General features: G+C 48.2%; 10 protein-coding genes and 3 pseudogenes. 11 read left to right on the forward strand and 2 right to left on the reverse strand.

Annotated elements, in window-relative coordinates; translation table 11 throughout:
• Window positions 1-32: 32 nt before the first annotated feature.
• The 6 genes and pseudogenes from BAZ21_RS07705 (at window position 33) to BAZ21_RS07720 (ending at window position 9,859) form a co-directional block, all read left to right on the forward strand.
• Window positions 33-3,176: a hybrid sensor histidine kinase/response regulator gene (locus tag BAZ21_RS07705; RefSeq protein ID WP_068498694.1), complete on the forward strand. Its 3,144-nt coding sequence runs from the start codon at window positions 33-35 to the stop codon at window positions 3,174-3,176.
• The gene (locus BAZ21_RS07710; RefSeq protein WP_068498696.1) at window positions 3,169-4,281 is read left to right on the forward strand and encodes a response regulator; all 1,113 of its coding nucleotides are present in this window, start codon (window positions 3,169-3,171) and stop codon (window positions 4,279-4,281) included. The genes BAZ21_RS07705 and BAZ21_RS07710 overlap by 8 nt, the downstream gene beginning before the upstream one ends.
• Window positions 4,282-4,609: 328 nt before the next feature.
• Window positions 4,610-6,742, forward strand: a pseudogene (locus BAZ21_RS07715) (cadherin-like beta sandwich domain-containing protein); the annotation flags it as partial.
• A 108-nt stretch (window positions 6,743-6,850) separates the two neighbouring features.
• Window positions 6,851-6,932, forward strand: a pseudogene (locus tag BAZ21_RS30370) (S-layer homology domain-containing protein); the annotation flags it as partial.
• A gap of 74 nt (window positions 6,933-7,006) precedes the next feature.
• Window positions 7,007-7,186: pseudogene (locus tag BAZ21_RS30375) on the forward strand (S-layer homology domain-containing protein); the annotation flags it as partial.
• Between the two features lie 348 nt (window positions 7,187-7,534).
• Entirely contained in the window at window positions 7,535-9,859 is a 2,325-nt protein-coding gene (locus tag BAZ21_RS07720) for an S-layer homology domain-containing protein (RefSeq protein WP_256020095.1), read from the forward strand.
• A 249-nt stretch (window positions 9,860-10,108) separates the two neighbouring features.
• Here the strand turns inward: BAZ21_RS07720 and BAZ21_RS07725 are convergent, their stop codons facing one another.
• Window positions 10,109-10,639, reverse strand: coding sequence for a cysteine hydrolase family protein (locus BAZ21_RS07725; RefSeq protein ID WP_068498702.1), 531 nt, complete (start codon window positions 10,637-10,639; stop codon window positions 10,109-10,111).
• Window positions 10,640-10,774: 135 nt separating this feature from the next.
• Here BAZ21_RS07725 and tsaE point away from each other — a divergent pair, with 135 nt between their 5' ends.
• The 4 genes from tsaE to tsaD are packed head-to-tail and all read left to right on the forward strand — an operon-like array spanning window position 10,775 to window position 13,688.
• Window positions 10,775-11,254, forward strand: a complete 480-nt coding sequence (gene tsaE, locus BAZ21_RS07730; RefSeq protein WP_068498704.1) for a tRNA (adenosine(37)-N6)-threonylcarbamoyltransferase complex ATPase subunit type 1 TsaE — start codon at window positions 10,775-10,777, stop codon at window positions 11,252-11,254.
• 3 nt (window positions 11,255-11,257) lie between these two features.
• Window positions 11,258-12,094 (forward strand): tRNA (adenosine(37)-N6)-threonylcarbamoyltransferase complex dimerization subunit type 1 TsaB, encoded by an 837-nt coding sequence (gene tsaB / locus BAZ21_RS07735; protein WP_068498706.1) that lies wholly within the window; start codon window positions 11,258-11,260, stop codon window positions 12,092-12,094.
• A 17-nt stretch (window positions 12,095-12,111) separates the two neighbouring features.
• Window positions 12,112-12,627, forward strand: a complete 516-nt coding sequence (gene rimI / locus BAZ21_RS07740) for a ribosomal protein S18-alanine N-acetyltransferase (RefSeq protein ID WP_068498708.1) — start codon at window positions 12,112-12,114, stop codon at window positions 12,625-12,627.
• Window positions 12,624-13,688: a tRNA (adenosine(37)-N6)-threonylcarbamoyltransferase complex transferase subunit TsaD gene (gene tsaD, locus BAZ21_RS07745; RefSeq protein ID WP_068498710.1), complete on the forward strand. Its 1,065-nt coding sequence runs from the start codon at window positions 12,624-12,626 to the stop codon at window positions 13,686-13,688. Before rimI ends, tsaD begins: the two co-directional genes overlap by 4 nt.
• 548 nt (window positions 13,689-14,236) lie before the next feature.
• On the opposite strand, the gene BAZ21_RS07750 is transcribed toward tsaD, so the two are convergent.
• On the reverse strand, window positions 14,237-16,201 hold the full coding sequence (locus BAZ21_RS07750) for an ABC-F family ATP-binding cassette domain-containing protein (protein WP_068498711.1): 1,965 nt from the start codon (window positions 16,199-16,201) through the stop codon (window positions 14,237-14,239).
• Window positions 16,202-16,479: 278 nt separating this feature from the next.
• Between BAZ21_RS07750 and BAZ21_RS07755 the strand changes: the two genes are divergently transcribed.
• Window positions 16,480-17,133 carry a 5-formyltetrahydrofolate cyclo-ligase gene (locus BAZ21_RS07755; RefSeq protein WP_068498713.1) on the forward strand — a complete coding sequence of 218 codons (654 nt, stop codon included), beginning with the start codon at window positions 16,480-16,482 and terminating at the stop codon, window positions 17,131-17,133.
• The last annotated feature ends 5 nt before the right edge of the window (window positions 17,134-17,138 follow it).

The raw sequence follows: 17,138 nt of genomic DNA on the forward strand, positions 1-17,138 counted from the left end.
GAAGTGCATAATGATAGAATAAATAGTGTTGAATTGATTCTGAGGGGGAGCTATGTATTAAAAGGGGGCATTACCGCAAAGCCATCGGAATTGGCTTGATCTTTTCGCTCTCCATTGCGTTGTTCGTCGCTATTTATTCCCAAACGATACCCAATCAGGACATGCCGCCTGTGAAGCGGGGAGTGCTGGATTTGTCGAATTGGGATTTTCACAAGCAGGGATGGGTCAATCTGGATGGAGAGTGGGAATTTTATGAAGGCGAATTACTGGAGCCTGCCGATTTTCGCGAAGGAACGCGTAAGGAAGTCTCGTATTTATCCGTACCTGGCACGTGGAAAGGAAAATCAACGAATGGCGGTATGAACCGAACAGGGTATGGTACGTATCGGTTGAAAGTGCTGATTAAAGATACGGATGAGGTTTTAGGTTTAAAAATAAGGAGTATTCGCCTTTCCCATCGATTGTTCATTAACGGCAAGTTAGAAGGCGAGAGTGGGCGCCCAGCAGTAGATATCAAGGCGCATCAGCCCGGAAATACGCCTTACAGTGCGTTTTTCCACACGGATACCAAAGAAATCGAAATTGTGATTCAAGTATCTAACTACGTATTTGTCACCGGTGGTATTGCTGGCTCGATCCCGTTCGGATTGGCTGAAGATGTGACGAAGCTAAACAGTATACAGATCGGCACCGATATCGGAATTATATTTATTCTTGGCATGTTTGGTGTGTATCATCTCAGCTTCTGGCTGCTAGGGCGAAGAGAGAAAACATATTGGCTCAGCGGGCTGTATTTGCTGCTGCTTTTATTGGAAAAAGCACTTTTTGGCGAAAAGATTTTACAGAGGGTACTGCCTGGCCTCCCTTTTGACATTGCTTACAAGCTGCTGGATGTAAGCGAATTTGTCGGCGCTGTGGTGCTCATCCTGTTTTTCAGTTCAGTTGAAGCCCGCCTCATGTCGTCTCGGATGATGAAGCTGATACTGACTCCGTTAGCCCTATATATTGCGGCGGTTGTCGTGCTGCCTTACCGTGTGCATATCCAAGTAAAATACGTTTTCTTTCTTTACTTAGTCATCGTTATCCTATACATTATTGGCAGAATGGCGTATCTGTACATTCAAAGCCAAGGCGGCTCATCCGATCGGAAGGAATTAATGCTGTTTATTGGCGGAAGCGTTTCGATGATGATCTTTCTGGTGGACGGAAGCCTCTATTCGGAGAATATGGTTTCGACCGATCTGCTGGGAAAACTCGGAGTAGTTTGTTTCATCATCATCATGAATATCCTGCTCGTGGTTCGATTCTCAAATGCTTATGAGAAGACGGAGCTCCTTTCAGATCAACTGAAGATCTCCAATCAGCTCAAGGACGAATTTTTGATGAATACGTCCCACGAGCTCAAGACTCCACTGCATGGGATTCTGAATATGACGTCTTATTTGCTGGATGATGAGGAAAGAAATCTGTCGTCGAAGCAAAAACGGAATCTTTTGCTGATCAAGGATACATCTATCAAGCTGTCCATGCTCATTCACGATTTAGTCGATGTTACCCGTTTGAGGCACGGGGAACTGAGTCTGCATCCGACCGCTGTGAATGCCAGAATGGTAACACAGATTGTATTCGACGTGCTGCAATTTGAACTTTTGGGCAAAAATGTGCGACTGGATAATCAAGTCGGTTCCGACGTCTGGGTGCAAGCGGATGAGAATCGGCTGCGTCAAATCATGTACAATCTGGTCAGCAATGCCATAAAGCATACAGACAAAGGGTCGATCAAGGTGGTATCGAGCGTTGCCAAAGGAACTGTTACGATTTCTGTCGAGGATACCGGAACAGGGATTCCTAAGGATAAACATGCTGTAATTTTCGAATATTTTGAGCAACTCGATGGGCCGCTGCCTAAGGATGGATATACAGGAATGGGCGTTGGTTTGTACATTAGCCGCAAGTTGGTCGAACGGATGGGTGGAGAAATTCGGGTGGATTGGTCGGAGGTCGGTCTAGGCACGCGCATGATGTTTACATTGCCAAGCGCAGTTCAAGTACCGGATAATCGTGAAACGACATATGCGTTGGAAGAACAGCAGCGATATACCGATAAGGATCAGGAGCTGAATATTTGGGATGGACACGAGCATACCGTAATGATTGTTGATGATGAAGCCTCCAATATCCACACCTTGTTGAATATTTTGAAACGGCATCGCTATAATGTCGTCACCACTTTCTCGGCAAAAGAAGCATTGGAGAAAATAGAAGAGTACCCGCAAGTTGATCTTGTCATTCTCGATGTGATGATGCCGGGGATATCAGGTATTGAGTTGTGTCAGAGACTGCGAAGCAGCTACTCCATTCTCGACCTGCCCATTTTATTCGCAACAGTTAAGGATACGCCCCAAGACATTGCGCTCGGCTTCAGGGCCGGGGCGAACGATTATTTGACCAAGCCGTTTGAGGCGGAAACGCTCATTGCCAGAATCCAGACCCTGATCGCTGTGAAAACATCGCTCCAAGAAGCGATTCGCAATGAGCAGGCGTTCCATCAAGCACAGATTAAACCGCATTTTCTCTACAACGCCTTGAGCAGTGTTATTTCATTTTGCTATACGGACGGGGAAAAAGCTGCGTACTTGTTATCGATGCTCAGTCAGTACTTGCGCTACATCCTGGACATGGATTCTTCCACGCTGTTCGTTCCTCTCTACCAGGAAATGGAGTTGATCGAGGCGTATGTTGAGATTGAGAAAGCCCGTTTCGGAGAGAGGTTCGACTATGACGTTCACTACGATAACCGTATAAAGCATTTGGAAATTCCTTCTTTATGCATCCAGCCTTTTGTCGAGAATGCGATTCGGCACGGTTTGTTCGAGAAGGAAGGACACGGCAAGGTGACGATTGTGATCAATGAGGAGGATGGTTACATCCGGGTGGTAGTCGAAGACAACGGTGTCGGCATACCGAATGATCTACTGCACCGCATGTCCCAAGGAAATCTGCAGGATTGCGGCATCGGCATCCATAATATCCGCAAGCGTCTGGACTCTCTGCAAGGGGCAACGCTAAACATCAGCTCCGATGTGGGAATAGGAACTAAAATAACGATGTATTTGCCTGTAAGGAATAACAAAGTGGCCGGATCGGGTAAACGAAGGAGGAGCGAGGTTGTTTAATGCGGTCATTGTGGAGGACGAAATACCGATTTTGAATTTAATGAAACACATCATCGGGCAAAACCCGTATTTTACGATCATAGGTGCTTTTACAAGCTCGCTTGAGGCGCTGGACAGCCTGCCTGAGCTTCGGCCAGATGTTGCTTTCCTCGATGTGGAAATGCCAAAGATGAACGGGCTGGAACTCGCAGAAAATATCAACGAAGCGTCGGAGCAGACAAAAATCATCTTCACGACGGCTTATCAGCATTATGCGCTGGATGCATTCAAGGTTTATGCCTTCGACTATATTTTGAAGCCCGTGACACCTGGGGCGATCGAGCGGGTCGCGAACCGGTTGGTCAAGCTGCATCGGCCTGTCGTCTATGCTGAACAGCCGGTGGGGCTTGCCTCAATTCGGTGCTTCGGAGGATTCGAGGTTCGAAATCGGGAGGGATCGCTAATCCGCTTTCCGACACGCAAGACGGAGGAACTATTCGCTTATTTCCTCTGCCATCCGGGTCAGAATCTCAACAAGTGGCGGTTGGCGGATTTGTTGTGGCCGGATATGAGCGAGGACCGTGCGTCGCATAATTTGCATAATACGATGTATCGTTTAAAGAAACTTTTGAAAGAACAAGAAATCGGCATGGAGATTCAGAAAACGAACGAAGGATACATGCTGGAACCATCGGATCGAACATACGATGTGCTGGAATATGGGCGGTACGACTTTTCTCTTGCGGAAGGGTTTCAGGATGTGATACAAACAGAACATCTATGTTCGCTCTACAAAGGTCCGCTGCTGGAGAGAAAGGATTACTTCTGGAAAGCTCCGCTGGAGGCCATATTCTGCAAACAGTACACAGCGCTTGTACGCAGTTTGATCCAGCATTATCTCGTCAGGGAGGATTGGAAAAAGGCGGAGCAGAAGATTGATTCGTATTTGACCGTGTACCCCCTGAATGAGGAGATGAATCAAACTTTACTGAGCATCTATGCAAGCAGCGGGGACAAGGAGAAAATCGTCAGGCATTACGCGCAGTTCGAGGCTTCTTATCGCAAGGAGCTGGGGCTGGAGCCGCCGCAGGAGCTGAGAAGCCAGAAGGCCTCATATTTGGAGTAGGGCTCGACGAAAACTGAATACTGGATTAATAAGAAAGTGGTTATTCCCAGTAGAAAAATCTATCGGGGATAGCCTCTTTTTTGTTTTATCGACAGCATTCGTGGTTTTGTGAGAATTTTGTGAGAACGGTTTGATAAAATGCATTGCAACGGGAGGGAGAGGCGATATGGGGGAGTGATTTAAGTGAACTGTCGGGAGCTATGGAAAACTAGATGAGGACGGGCAGCAACATGTAAATAGCGACGGTAGTAATATATATAGTGATCAGGAGGAAAAAATGTTTAGAAAAGAAAAAATAAAGCTTGCGGCAGTGGTAGCTATTCTATGTATGATTTCAACTTTGTTAGGTAATTTTAATGCCGCTTCTGCGGCTACTACTGACATATTAAAGAAAGCCTATATTACAAGCTTCAATACTGGCAAAGTTGATGTGGTGAATTTGGAAAGCGGTACGGTGGAATTGGGCAAAATTACGGTCGGGAGTGAGCCTAATAGCGCAGCGTTCAACCCGAACGGTACCCAGGTTTTTGTTACAAACAGAGCGAGTGGAACTGTTTCGGTGATTAATCCGGCTACTGATACGGTGGTTGGCACAATAACAGTGGGTTCACAACCTCATGGAGTAGCCTTTAACTCGGATGGCAGCAAAGCTTATGTAGCTAATATGAGCGGCAACACACTGTCAGTAATCAATACAGCAACGCTTACAGTTACGGGTACAATAAGTGTATTATCACGTCCTGTAGCAATGGTAGTGGCAGGCCAGAAGCTTTATCTGACTCAGTCTGGCGCTAACAAAGTAGCAGTCGTGGATTTTACCAACGATACGATTACCAGTCAAATTACGGTGGGAACCAGCCCGTATGGTCTTTCGGTTAATCCTGCGGGTACCAAGATTTATGTAGCCAATCAAGGGAACAAAACAGTTTCTGTCATCAACGTTGTGGACAACACGGTGGAAGCAACTGTAGCTGTGGGCAGCATGCCTTCGGCTACTGAGGTGTCTCCCGACGGGAGCAGAGTTTACGTGGCTAATAGTGGCGCTAACACTGTTTCTGTTATCAATACAACTAATAATACAGTGGAAAGCACCGTTGCGGTTGGTTCTTATCCCTATGTGATCGGTGTCTCGAGCGATGGTAGTAGAGCCTTTACGGTCAATTACGGCAGCGACAATATGAGCGTAATCAGAACATCTGATAATCAGGTAATTAATACAATAGCTTTAAGTAATGGTCCGTTTATGGTGGGGACTTTCATGGTTTCTACAGCTATGGCCTCTGGCCAGAATCCTCCTGCTTCTTCGGATGCCACACTAAGCTCGCTGAATTTAAGCGATATTACGCTTGACCAAACGGTAACCGGAAGTGTGTATGCCTACACTGCAACTGTGCCTAACGATGTTTCGGTCACCACGGCTACGTATACAACTACTGATAGCCATGCGACGACTGCTTTACAGCTCAATGGTACCCCAGTCAACAATCCAATTAGTCTAAGTTTGGGGTCAAATATCATTAGCCTTGTAGTGACTGCACAGGATGGAACGACGAGAAGCTATACGGTAACTGTTACACGAGCTGGTTCAAATAGTGCTGCCTTAAGCTCGCTGAATTTAAGCGGCATTACGCTCGATCAAACGGTAAGTGAAAATGTGTACGCCTACACTGCAACTGTGCCTAACGATGTTTCTGTCACCACAGCTACGTATACAACTACTGATAGCCACGCGACGGCTGCTTTTCAGCTCAATGGGACTCCGGTTAACAATCCGATTAGTCTAAGTTTGGGGTCAAATATCATTAGCTTTGTAGTGATTGCACAGGATGGAACGACGAAAAGCTATACGGTCAATGTCACACGGGCTCCACAGTTGGTTACTGCTATCACAGTGTCGGGCGCTAGTGGAACAATGTCCGTTGGAGACTCTCTTCAATTTAGGGCAAATGTAACTCCTGACAATGCAACGGATAAAACCTTTAGCTGGTCGGTAATTGCTGGTACAGGGGAAGCAACGATCAATGCTGATGGTGTACTCGTTGCAACTCAAGCTGGTACGATTACAATTCAGGCAGTTGCTCATGATGGATCAGGTGTTGTGGGAATGAAAGTCATAACGATCGACAAACGTTCTTCTAGCCGTGGTGGTAGTTCTACTACAACTGACACTAATCTGACTCCTGCACCTGTACAGACTCCTGTACCAGCTTCTGCACTGACTACTACTCCGATACCTGATGCTGCAAAGGATGTGTTCAAGTCAGATGTAGTGAAGGGTGACATCAATGTTATTAAGAACATTGAGAATCGGATTCAGGAAGCTAAAAAAACTCCGGTTACAGTAACTCTTTCGGACACTAAAGGGCACTGGGCTGAAAAGACTATCGCTACTTTCGTAAAGCTGCATGTAATTGAAGGTTACAGCGATGGTAAGTTCAAGCCGGATGGTAAGATTACACGCGCTGAATTCGCAGTGATTCTGAGCAGCGTGTTCGATATCCAAGGTGGCAACAATGCTAGTGTTGCATTGAAGGACGTTGGTAGTCACTGGGCAAAAGACGCAATCAAGAAACTTGTAGAGGCAGGGGTAATCAGCGGATATGAGGACGGTACATTCAAGCCGGATAAAACGATTACCCGGGAGGAAATGGTTGTCCTTTTATCCCGCATCTTAAACCTTAACAACGTATCGAAAGATACCACCAAAGGCAATTTCGTTGATCTGGAGGGTTCTTATGCAGCAAACGAGATCAAAGCTGAAGCACAAGCAGGTATCATCAGCGGCAGAGCAGATGGAAAGTTTGATACCAAGAGCAACTCCACACGTGCAGAAGCTCTGCAGATCATCCTGAATGCGCTGAATCTCAACCCGCAATTGAAGACGCTGTTGGATTCATTTAACTAATACCGTTTCTCTCAATAAAAGGGCCAAGTGTATTTTGCACTTGGCTCTTTTGTTTTTGTGCGCCTACCCAAGCTAGGCACAACTAGCCGATGGTTATTCCCAGTAGAAAAATCTATCGGGGATAGCCTCTTTTTTGTTTTATCGATAGCATTCGTGGTTTTGTGAGAATTTTGTGAGAACGGTTTGATAAAATGCATTGCAACGGGAGGGAGAGGCGATATGGGGGAGTGAATCAACCGATACGGTTGGGAGTTCAGGCAAATCGAGCGTTTCAAAACTCGTATGAAGTCATCATAGAATATAACGAGAGGCGAGTGAAAGAAGTAGATGTTTAAACGGTGTATTTCTTTGTTAACGGTATTATTTCTTCTGGCAGGTATGACCCCTGCACATGCAGCCGCTACGAACTTGGCATTGAATAAAACGGCAACAGCTAGCAGTATATGGCCCTATTCTAATGCTTTTCCAAGTAATGCAGTCGACGGTAATCCACTTAGTGAGTGGGGACCTTCATCCGCAAGCGGTTCTCCGTGGCTCAAGGTTGACTTAGGCTCAGTAACACAATTTAATAGTTATATGGTACAGACATTGTCAGGTCGGTACAACAGTGCGATCACATTAGAAACAAGCAATGATGATTCAACTTGGACTGTAGTGGATACAGTATCTGGAAATACTGATGTAACTATCAATAAAACATTGCCTCGAGTTGTCAGTGCAAGATATGTGAAGGTTACGATTAATTCGTGGTCTTTATATCCTGACATTACAGAATTCCAACTATACAATACCACGCTGGATGCGCCAACCGACGTTGCAGCTATAGCAAGTGATGAGCAAGTAACGTTAAACTGGAGCAGCGTATTGGATGCAACGAGCTATAAAGTGTATCAAGGAACATCGCCAGGTATATACGATGCAGTTCCGGTTGCGACAGTCAACGGCACAACTACAACAGTAACAGGACTGACCAACGGTACAACTTATTACTTTGCGGTTAGGTCCAGCAACGAACACGGGGATAGCTCTGCCTCGAATGAAGTGAGCGCAAAGCCACATATTAACCCGCCTGCGGCACCAGGAGGACTCACAGCGACAGCTGGTAACGGACAAGTGACTTTAGGCTGGAACAGTGTTTCAGGAGCAGTCACCTACGATGTTTACAAAGGAACAACATTGGGGTCCTACGGGTCAACCCCGGTTGCGACCGTGAGCGGGGCGACCTACAGCTACACGGAAACAGGTTTAACGAACGGTGTGACGTATTTTTTTGTAGTCAAGGCAAGCAACGCAGGAGGCAACAGCGATAACTCCAATGAAGCGAGTGCAACGCCTCAAGTTTCAGCGCCTGGAGTGCCAGTACTGCTGCCTGCCACAGCGGGCGATTCGCAAGTAAGCCTTGCTTGGAATCCGGTGATCGGTTCCACGGGGTACAAAATATTCAAAAGTACGACTTCCGGGGCTTATGGGTCAGAAGAAACCACGGTAAGCGGTTCGGTATACAGCTATGATGTAACAGGCTTGACGAATGGCACCACATACTATTTTGTCGTCAAAGCAACGAACCCGGGAGGAGAAAGCGCTGCTTCCAATGAAGTGAGCGAAACGCCCAAAACCGTTTCGTCATCGCCAACGGATGTAACTGTAACAGCAGGTGATAGACAAGCGACTGTCAGCTTCAATATCCCTGTCGAAAACGGAGGAAGCCCAATAACACGCTACGAGGTCACGGCCTCACCAGGGAATATCACCGCAATAGGGACGGCAAGCCCGATCACGGTAACGGGGCTGTCCAATGGCACCACGTATACGTTTACAGTGAAAGCTGAAAATGGTGCAGGTAGCAGTGCAGCTTCCGCTGTCTCCAAGGAAGTCACGCCAACAGCGCCATCTAGAAAGAGAGATAAATCAGTAACGGATACATCATCTGCATCTTCTACATCGACTATATCGTCAACACAGACCACGTTGCCTGCTCCGGCATCGAACCCTGAACCTGCGCAGCCTACTGTTGATGTATTCAAGAGCAGCATTGTTAATGTAGCAAGCTCAGTTAAGGCTATCGAGTCCAAGGTTGCAGAAGCCAAGGAAGCTAATGCCAAGATTGAATTGGCTGACATTAAAGGTCACTGGGCTGAGAAGGCGATTGATACGTTCATGAAACTGCAGGTTATCAAAGGCTATGGGGATGGACAGTTCAAACCTAATGGCAATATCACACGTGCGGAGTTCGCAATGCTTATCTCTCGTGTATTCGATATCAGCGGCAGTGCTGATCATTCCGCTGATATGAGTGATATTAGCAGTCACTGGGCTAAGGAAGCTATTGAGAAGCTCGCTAGTGCAGGGGTACTTGGTGGTTATGGCGACGGAACATTCAAACCGAACCAAACGATTAGCCGCGAAGAAATGGCTATCATCCTATCCCGTATTGTGAACTTGGGTGGTGTGGATAAAGATGATTCCAAAGGTAACTTTACAGATATATCCATTGCAAGCTCCTATGCAACGAACGCAATTAAGAATGTCGCAGAAGCGGGTATTATCAATGGCAAGAGCAATGGCGCATTTGATCCACATGGCAATGCCACACGTGCGGAGGCTCTAACGATTGTTCTAAATGCATTGAACCTCCACCCACAAGTTAAGAATCTCGTGGATTCCTTGAACTGATGTCTTACCTGATATCATTCATATGTAACAGCGGAGCTATATGACAAAGGTTATCCTGCAACAGTTGAAAAGGGCTGTTGCAGGATAACCTTTTGTTCTAGCCGCTCATCATGAGCTGCATACTGACTTCCGCGATCCGAATGGTGTAAGACAGGTAGAGTCATCCTTCATCGGTGAGGATATAAGTGATATCTGTCATCCACATTCGCCTGACGGCAAACTGGGGCTATTTTTTTATGATGGTCAAGCTCACACAAAATGTACATCTGCCGTCGCAAGCAAACGCACAAAACGATTACCGAGCACCGCATTGTGATGAGCTACAATTTGTTCCCCGCTTAGCACTTTGCTATCAAATGTACTATGCGCATCTGATACAAGCACATTGTTCTGATATCCCAGACTATAGGCACTTCGGCAAGTCGTGTCGAGGCAAAACTCGGTTTGCATCCCCGCGATTACGAGCCGATCGGCCCCTAATTCCTGGAGCACTTGCTGCAATTCAGTTTGGTAAAAGCTGTCCCAGGAAGATTTCCGGACAATTCGTTCATGGGAAAGAGGACGCACCACGTCGGCGATGGGCCAGCCTGCACTGTTTTCCCGGAAGTCCTCATCCGCTTCATCGGTATGCTGCACAAAAATCACCGGTGTGCCTGCAGCTCTGGCTCTGGTCAAAAGCTGCTGCAAATTCGCTACAACTTCCTGCTCACGATACAGCTTCTCATCATACATAAACATAGCCTGCTGAACATCAATCAAGAGTAAAACGTTTTGTCCCATCGTTTCGATTCCCTCCTTGTGTGTCTTCCTTAACATACAATAGCATGTCTTCATGCCTTGCGGCGACATAAGGTGAACTATATAATAAAGAACAAGTTGGAACGGTCCGTTGTGGACGAAAGGTGATTAAAATATATGACAATTTCGCAGGAACAGTTTACGTTCCGTTCTGTCGCAGAGGCGCAGACCGGGGCATTGGCTGGTTTTTTGGCAGCCCAAGCCGTTCCCGGAACGGTGATTGTGCTGGACGGAGATCTGGGAGCAGGTAAAACTGCCTTTTCCAAAGCTTTTGCCAGCCATTTGGGTGTCCCGGGTATTGTGAACAGCCCAACCTTTACGCTAATCAAGGAGTACGAGGGCCGTTTGCCCTTGTACCATATGGATGTGTACCGTATTTCACAGGATGAGGCAGAGGACCTCGGGCTGGATGAATATTTTTACGGAACAGGAGTATGTCTGGTGGAATGGGGTAGTATTATACCGGATATATTGCCGGAGCAGCGACTTCATATGTATATAGAAACGACGGATGTGGGGGATCGCTTGATTCATCTAACCGGGTATGGCGAGCCTTATGAACAATGGTGCCGCAATTTGCGGGAGAATGGAGTTTGAACCATGCAAAGAGAGCATACAGATGAGAATGTAAAGCCGCGTGAGCGGTTTTTGGTGTTAGATACAGCGACGACCGTGATGGCAGCCGCTCTGATGAACGGAAGAGAGCTGCTGGGAGAAAGCAATGTGTATGGCGAACGAAATCACTCGGTGCATGTCATTACCGAGCTGGAACGGCTCCTGAGCGAAGCAGGATTGACGCGCGATGATGTGGACGGTATTGCAGTCGGTGTCGGACCGGGTTCTTACACCGGTATCCGGATTGCGGTGACTGCTGCCAAAACCCTCGCTTGGGCCTGGGACGTCCCGGTGACATCCATATCCACTTTGCACGCTTTGGCGTGGGGAGGGTGGAATCGTGGTGTCGTGACGCAGGAGCAAGCAGGGAAAGGTGAGTCGATGAGTGAAAGTCCAGCCGGAGCGAAGGCAGCAGACTGGATTGTGCCTGTGCTGGATGCGCGCCGTGGACAGGTTTACACGGGGCTGTTCGCCGTGAATACAGCTGACGGCACCGATAGCCCGCAGCGGCTGGAGCCGGATGCGATCCGGCTGATGTCCACCTGGACCGAGGACCTGCTGCAACGGCTGGAGGCTTTGCCTTCTGAAGAGCGGCCTGCAGCTATTTGGCTGGTCGGTGAGACAGCGATTCACGCCGAAACAGCCGAAGGCCTGCGTGCATGGAGCGAGCTTCGGATCGTACCTTATGAGCTGGAAGGAAGATGGGCAGGCCGCCTTGGGGCGGATAAGCTGCTTCGTCAGGAGCATGACGAGCTACATACGCTGGTTCCGAATTATACCCAGCTGGCGGAGGCGGAAGCCAATCTGCTTCGTCAGCGCTAAAGAGAGCGGTGAACAACATGGCAAAGAACATACAACGGGAAGAGAAGCTTGAGTTTCGCTTGATGCAGCTGGATGATATTCCCGATGTGCTGGAGATTGAGCATGAGGCGTTCACGCTGCCGTGGACGGAAGAAGCATTCCGCAATGAGCTGACGATGAATCATTTTGCCAAATATATGATTATGGAACTGAACGGACAAGCTATCGGCTACGCGGGCATGTGGACGATTATGGATGAGGCTCATATTACGAATATTGCGGTTCGTGAAGCTTTTCGCGGGCGCAAGCTTGGGGACAAGCTGTTGGATGAGCTGATGCAGACCGCCTCATATTTAGGGATGGAACGTATGACGCTGGAGGTACGGGTAACGAATCGGATCGCTCAGGGCTTGTATGAGAAAAAAGGGTTTAAGCCCGCAGGTGTCCGCAAAGGCTATTATTCGGATAATAACGAGGATGCCGTGATCATGTGGGCGGATCTTCCCGCGCATAAGGCATCTGATAAACAGGAAGGAAGCGTGCAGGAGCAATGACGCAAGAGGAAAAAGCAGGTACAGGCACCGCCTCCGGCGAGCCTTGCTATATACTGGCCGTGGAAACGAGTTGTGATGAGACGGCTGTTTCCGTCGTGAAAAATGGTACAGAGGTACTTTCAAATCTGATTTCCAGCCAGATTGAAACACACAAAGCCTTTGGCGGAGTGGTGCCAGAGGTGGCATCGCGCAAGCATGTGGAGAGCATTACATACATGCTGGACGAAGCGATGCAAGCATCTGGAATTACGCCCCGCGAGCTTTCGGCAGTTGCCGTGACACAAGGGCCGGGGCTGGTCGGCGCATTACTGGTTGGTATTGTCGCCGCCAAGAGCGCCGCCATGGCGTTCGGCAAGCCGTTGATCGGGACGCATCATATTGCGGGACATATTTATGCCAATCAGCTGGAGCATGATATTGTATATCCGTGCATCGCACTTGTGGTATCAGGAGGACATACGGAGCTGGTGCTGATGGAGTCCGAAGGCCATTTTCAACTCATTGGTCGGACAAGGGATGATGCGGTCGGGGAAGCCTATGATAAAGTAGCGCGAGCCATTGGATTTCCGTATCCCGGGGGTCCGCATGTGGATCGTGTGGCCCATGAATCAGAGGAGGTCGTTACTTTGCCCCGTGCCTGGCTGGAGCCGGATTCTTATGATTTCAGCTTTAGCGGTTTGAAATCTGCGGTGCTGAATGTGATCAACCAGACGAAAATGCGCGGAGAAACCGTTCAAGCCGGAGCTATCGCAAGAGGCTTTCAAGAGTCGGTAGTCGAGGTGCTGGTGGAAAAAGCGATTCGTGCCATGCGTGAATACCGTGCACAGCAGCTTCTGCTCTGTGGCGGTGTCGCCGCCAATCGCGGACTGCGTACAGCATTGCGTGAGCGCTGCGAGCGTGAAGGAATCGAGCTGCTTGTACCGTCCATGAAATATTGTACAGACAATGCAGCCATGATCGGTGCTGCGGCCTATGCCAAGTGGAAGCGCGGGGAATTTACTTCATTGGACATGAAGGCAGATCCAGGGCTGTCTCTGGAGGAATGGTCTGTCCAATCTTAATTGAACAAGAATGAGCAAGACACGGCACAGTTGAGGTCGTGTCTTTTTTGTTCCATCCTCCTTAATATAAAAAGAATAAAAATTCAATAGGTATAATTAAAGGAGTTTGAGCTGACCAATGATAGCATTTTATCCTCCCGCATGGTTCGTCATCATCGTACATGTTTTTTCATGATTCATCAAAAAACTCAGAGATTTTAATACTCCTCGAACAATGCTCTGATTTGTCAAGTTGTGAACAAAGTTATCCACATATGCCGTTGAAAATGTGGATAATCATACTCGAAGCAAGCAGGCTAAGACTTTTTGGAGATAGCAAGATAGGGGATATTTTGTACCTCTAGCTGTTGTGGAATCTGTGGATAATGTGGATAAAAGAGTGGATAAATTTGGTTTTCATTTGAAGATGGCTTTTTAACAATAAAAAAATGGCCCAAAAGGCCATTTTTCAATATCGTTCATGCACATAAGCTGTGGATATCCCTGTGTACAAAAAGAAGGGAGAGGCAAATGTGAAATTTCTAGGGCTAAGATTTTATGCAGTAGCTTTAATACTCTAACAGTTCTTCCCAAGACGCATAGGTTTGAGCCAATTCCTGTTTATGGTTGTCGAGTTGTGCCTGAATTTCCTGAAGCGCTTCATAGTCCTGATAAATCTCTGGCAGGGTCATTTGCTCCTCCAGCCCTACAATTTGCTCCTCCAGTGCTTTGATTTGGTTTTCCAGGGCTTCCAGCTTACGCTGACGGCTGCGTTCCTCGCTCCTGGCTTGTTTGTCTGCCGCATAGGTAGCCGCGCGTGATTTAGGTGAGGTCTCGTCTGTTACGGATGCAGAGGCAGCCGATGTTTTGCTGCGAGTGGTCTGACCTGCCTCCAGAGCTTCCTGCGCTATCTCCTCCAGCTCCTGTTTTTTGGCTACATAGTCATCATAATTCCCCAGGAAATGTTGTATCCCTTCGGGATGAAGCTCAATGACACGCTCCGCCATTTTATTCAGAAAATAACGGTCATGGGAAATGAATAGCAGCGTGCCGTCATAGTCCATCAAAGCAGCCTCCAGCACTTCCTTGCTGAACAGATCCAGATGGTTGGTAGGCTCATCGAGAATCAGCACATTGGCTTCGCGAAGCATCAGCTTGGCCAGAGATACACGGGCTTTTTCCCCGCCGCTTAATGTAGATATCTTTTTCAGTACATCGTCACCGCTGAACAGAAAATTCCCCAGTACCGTACGAATCCGTGCTTCCTCCATATGAGGGTACTCGCTCCACAGCTCCTCCAGCACGGTATTGGCCGGGTTCAGATTCGTCTGCTCCTGATCATATAGGCCGATTTTAATTTTCGTGCCCCAGTGAATGGAGCCGGCAGCAGGCTTTAGCGATCCGGTCAGGCACTTGAGCAGCGTCGATTTTCCGATCCCGTTCGGACCAATCAGTGCCACCGTATCTCCACGCTTTAAGTCGAAGGCTGCATGCTGGAACAAAGGCTTTTTACCCTCATACGCAACGGAGAGGTCGCGTACCTCCAACACTTCCTTACCCGACATAAAGGCTGTTTCGAAGGAAAAATGAGCTTTTTTCAAATCGCCCATAGGTCGATCCATACGCTCCATTTTATCCAGCTGCTTGCGGCGGCTTTGGGCACGTTTGGTTGTGGAGGCTCTCACGATATTGCGTTGTATAAATGCCTCCATACGGGCGATTTCCTCTTGTTGCTTCTCGTAATGCTTGAGATTCGTTTCGTACTCGGCAGCCTTCAATTCCATATAGCGGCTGTAGTTGCCTGTATAGCGGGTGGAGCGGTGGCGTTCGATTTCAATAATCGTTGTTACCAGCCGATCCAGAAAATATCGGTCATGTGATACGACCAGCAGAGAGCCGGAATAGCCGCGCAAATAGTCCTCCAGCCAGGTCAATGTCTGGATATCGAGATAGTTGGTCGGCTCATCGAGCATAAGCACGTCCGGAGCGAGCAGCAGAATGCGTGCCAGCGCGAGACGTGTTTTCTGTCCGCCGCTCAGTGTAGCTACAGGCGTCTCCGGTGCAAATGAACCAAAGCCCATACCATGCAGCACGCTGCGAATACGGGTCTCCATTTCATAGCCGCCGTGATCCTTGAACCAGTCTGACCGTCGTGCATAGCGTTCCAGCAGATCAGCATAGCGCTTTTCGTCCTGCGCATTGGCCGGGTCAGCGATTTCCTGCTCCATTTGCCGCAGCTCCTGTTCCGCTTCAATCAGCGGAGCGAATACCAGCATCATTTCTCCCCAGATCGATCGGTCGGAATTCAATCCGCTGTTTTGTGCCAGATAACCGATGCTGGTCTCCTTCGCTTTAAAAATTTGTCCACTGTCATAGGATATTTCACCAGCGATGATTTTGAGCAGGGTCGATTTGCCTGCACCGTTCACACCTACCAGTCCAATGCGCTCACGTTCCAATATTTGAAGGTTAATCCCGTCCAGAACGGGCTCAATTCCATAGGATTTTGTAATTCCGGTTACTTGCAATAGCATCGCGTATCGTTCCTCCATTACATTTTGCACAGTTTCCCTGCTTTCCCTGCAGGTGCCTTCCTTCCAGTTTACATGAAAATACCCACTATTGCACTGCTCTTGCCTCGTAAACCCTTGAGCCACGTGTAGTCAATTTGTATAAACAATGATAAACTTAAATGAGGACTGAAAAAGAATGAAAGAAACTTGCAACATACAGCACTTACTGACAAATGAACTCAAATGGATTATTGTAACGTTTTGAAGCATTATCGACGATTGTGCGGGAGGGCGGATATGTGGATATCTGTAGTGTGAAGAACGCGCTGCGTCTGCAACAACGGGAAGCGCGGGACTCCATGGACCCGTTGACAAGGCAGGAAGCATCGGCTGTGGCCTGTCGGCATGCAATCGAGGCATGGGAGCAGCTTAGAATAAACAGAAACGGAGACAAGCTAACGTTATTCAGCTATCTCTCATTCGGCAGCGAGATTTCGACAGCTCCCCTCATTGAGCATTGCTGGTCACAGGGGGATCGTGTTCTGGCTCCGCGAGTGAACCCGGCAACCCGGACCATGGAGCTAAGAGAGATGGATCAGCACGGAGATATCGTGCCCGGCATTTGGGACATTCCTGAGCCTGCACCGACATGCAAGGAATGGTCCCCTGAAATGTGGGCACAAATCGACTGGGTTGTTGTACCCGGCTTGGCCTTTGATCGCCTGGGAGGCAGAATCGGCTACGGCGGGGGCTACTATGACCGCTTTACCGCACAGGTAGAGGCAGGGAAGCGTAACAACGGCTGCACAGGTCCGCTTTATGTCTCGCTGCTGCTGCCGGGACAATTGCTGAAGCGGGTACCCATGGAGCCTGGAGATTTGAGAGTGGACGTTCTTTTTACCACGGAAGGGTCTTTCGATTGTGATTATGCAAAACTGACAAATGGCCAATGAAACGA

Origin of the sequence: Paenibacillus kribbensis, from assembly GCF_001705305.1 — a bacterium.
Taxonomy (GTDB): domain Bacteria; phylum Bacillota; class Bacilli; order Paenibacillales; family Paenibacillaceae; genus Paenibacillus; species Paenibacillus kribbensis_B.

Bases quoted from the DNA above. Each gene is read 5' to 3' on its own strand.
- BAZ21_RS07725 (WP_068498702.1), bottom strand. From the start codon at position 10,639: ATGGGACAAAACGTTTTACTCTTGATTGATGTTCAGCAGGCTATGTTT.
- tsaE (WP_068498704.1), top strand. From the start codon at position 10,775: ATGACAATTTCGCAGGAACAGTTTACGTTCCGTTCTGTCGCAGAGGCG.
- tsaB (WP_068498706.1), top strand. From the start codon at position 11,258: ATGCAAAGAGAGCATACAGATGAGAATGTAAAGCCGCGTGAGCGGTTT.
- rimI (WP_068498708.1), top strand. From the start codon at position 12,112: ATGGCAAAGAACATACAACGGGAAGAGAAGCTTGAGTTTCGCTTGATG.
- tsaD (WP_068498710.1), top strand. From the start codon at position 12,624: ATGACGCAAGAGGAAAAAGCAGGTACAGGCACCGCCTCCGGCGAGCCT.
- BAZ21_RS07750 (WP_068498711.1), bottom strand. From the start codon at position 16,201: ATGCTATTGCAAGTAACCGGAATTACAAAATCCTATGGAATTGAGCCC.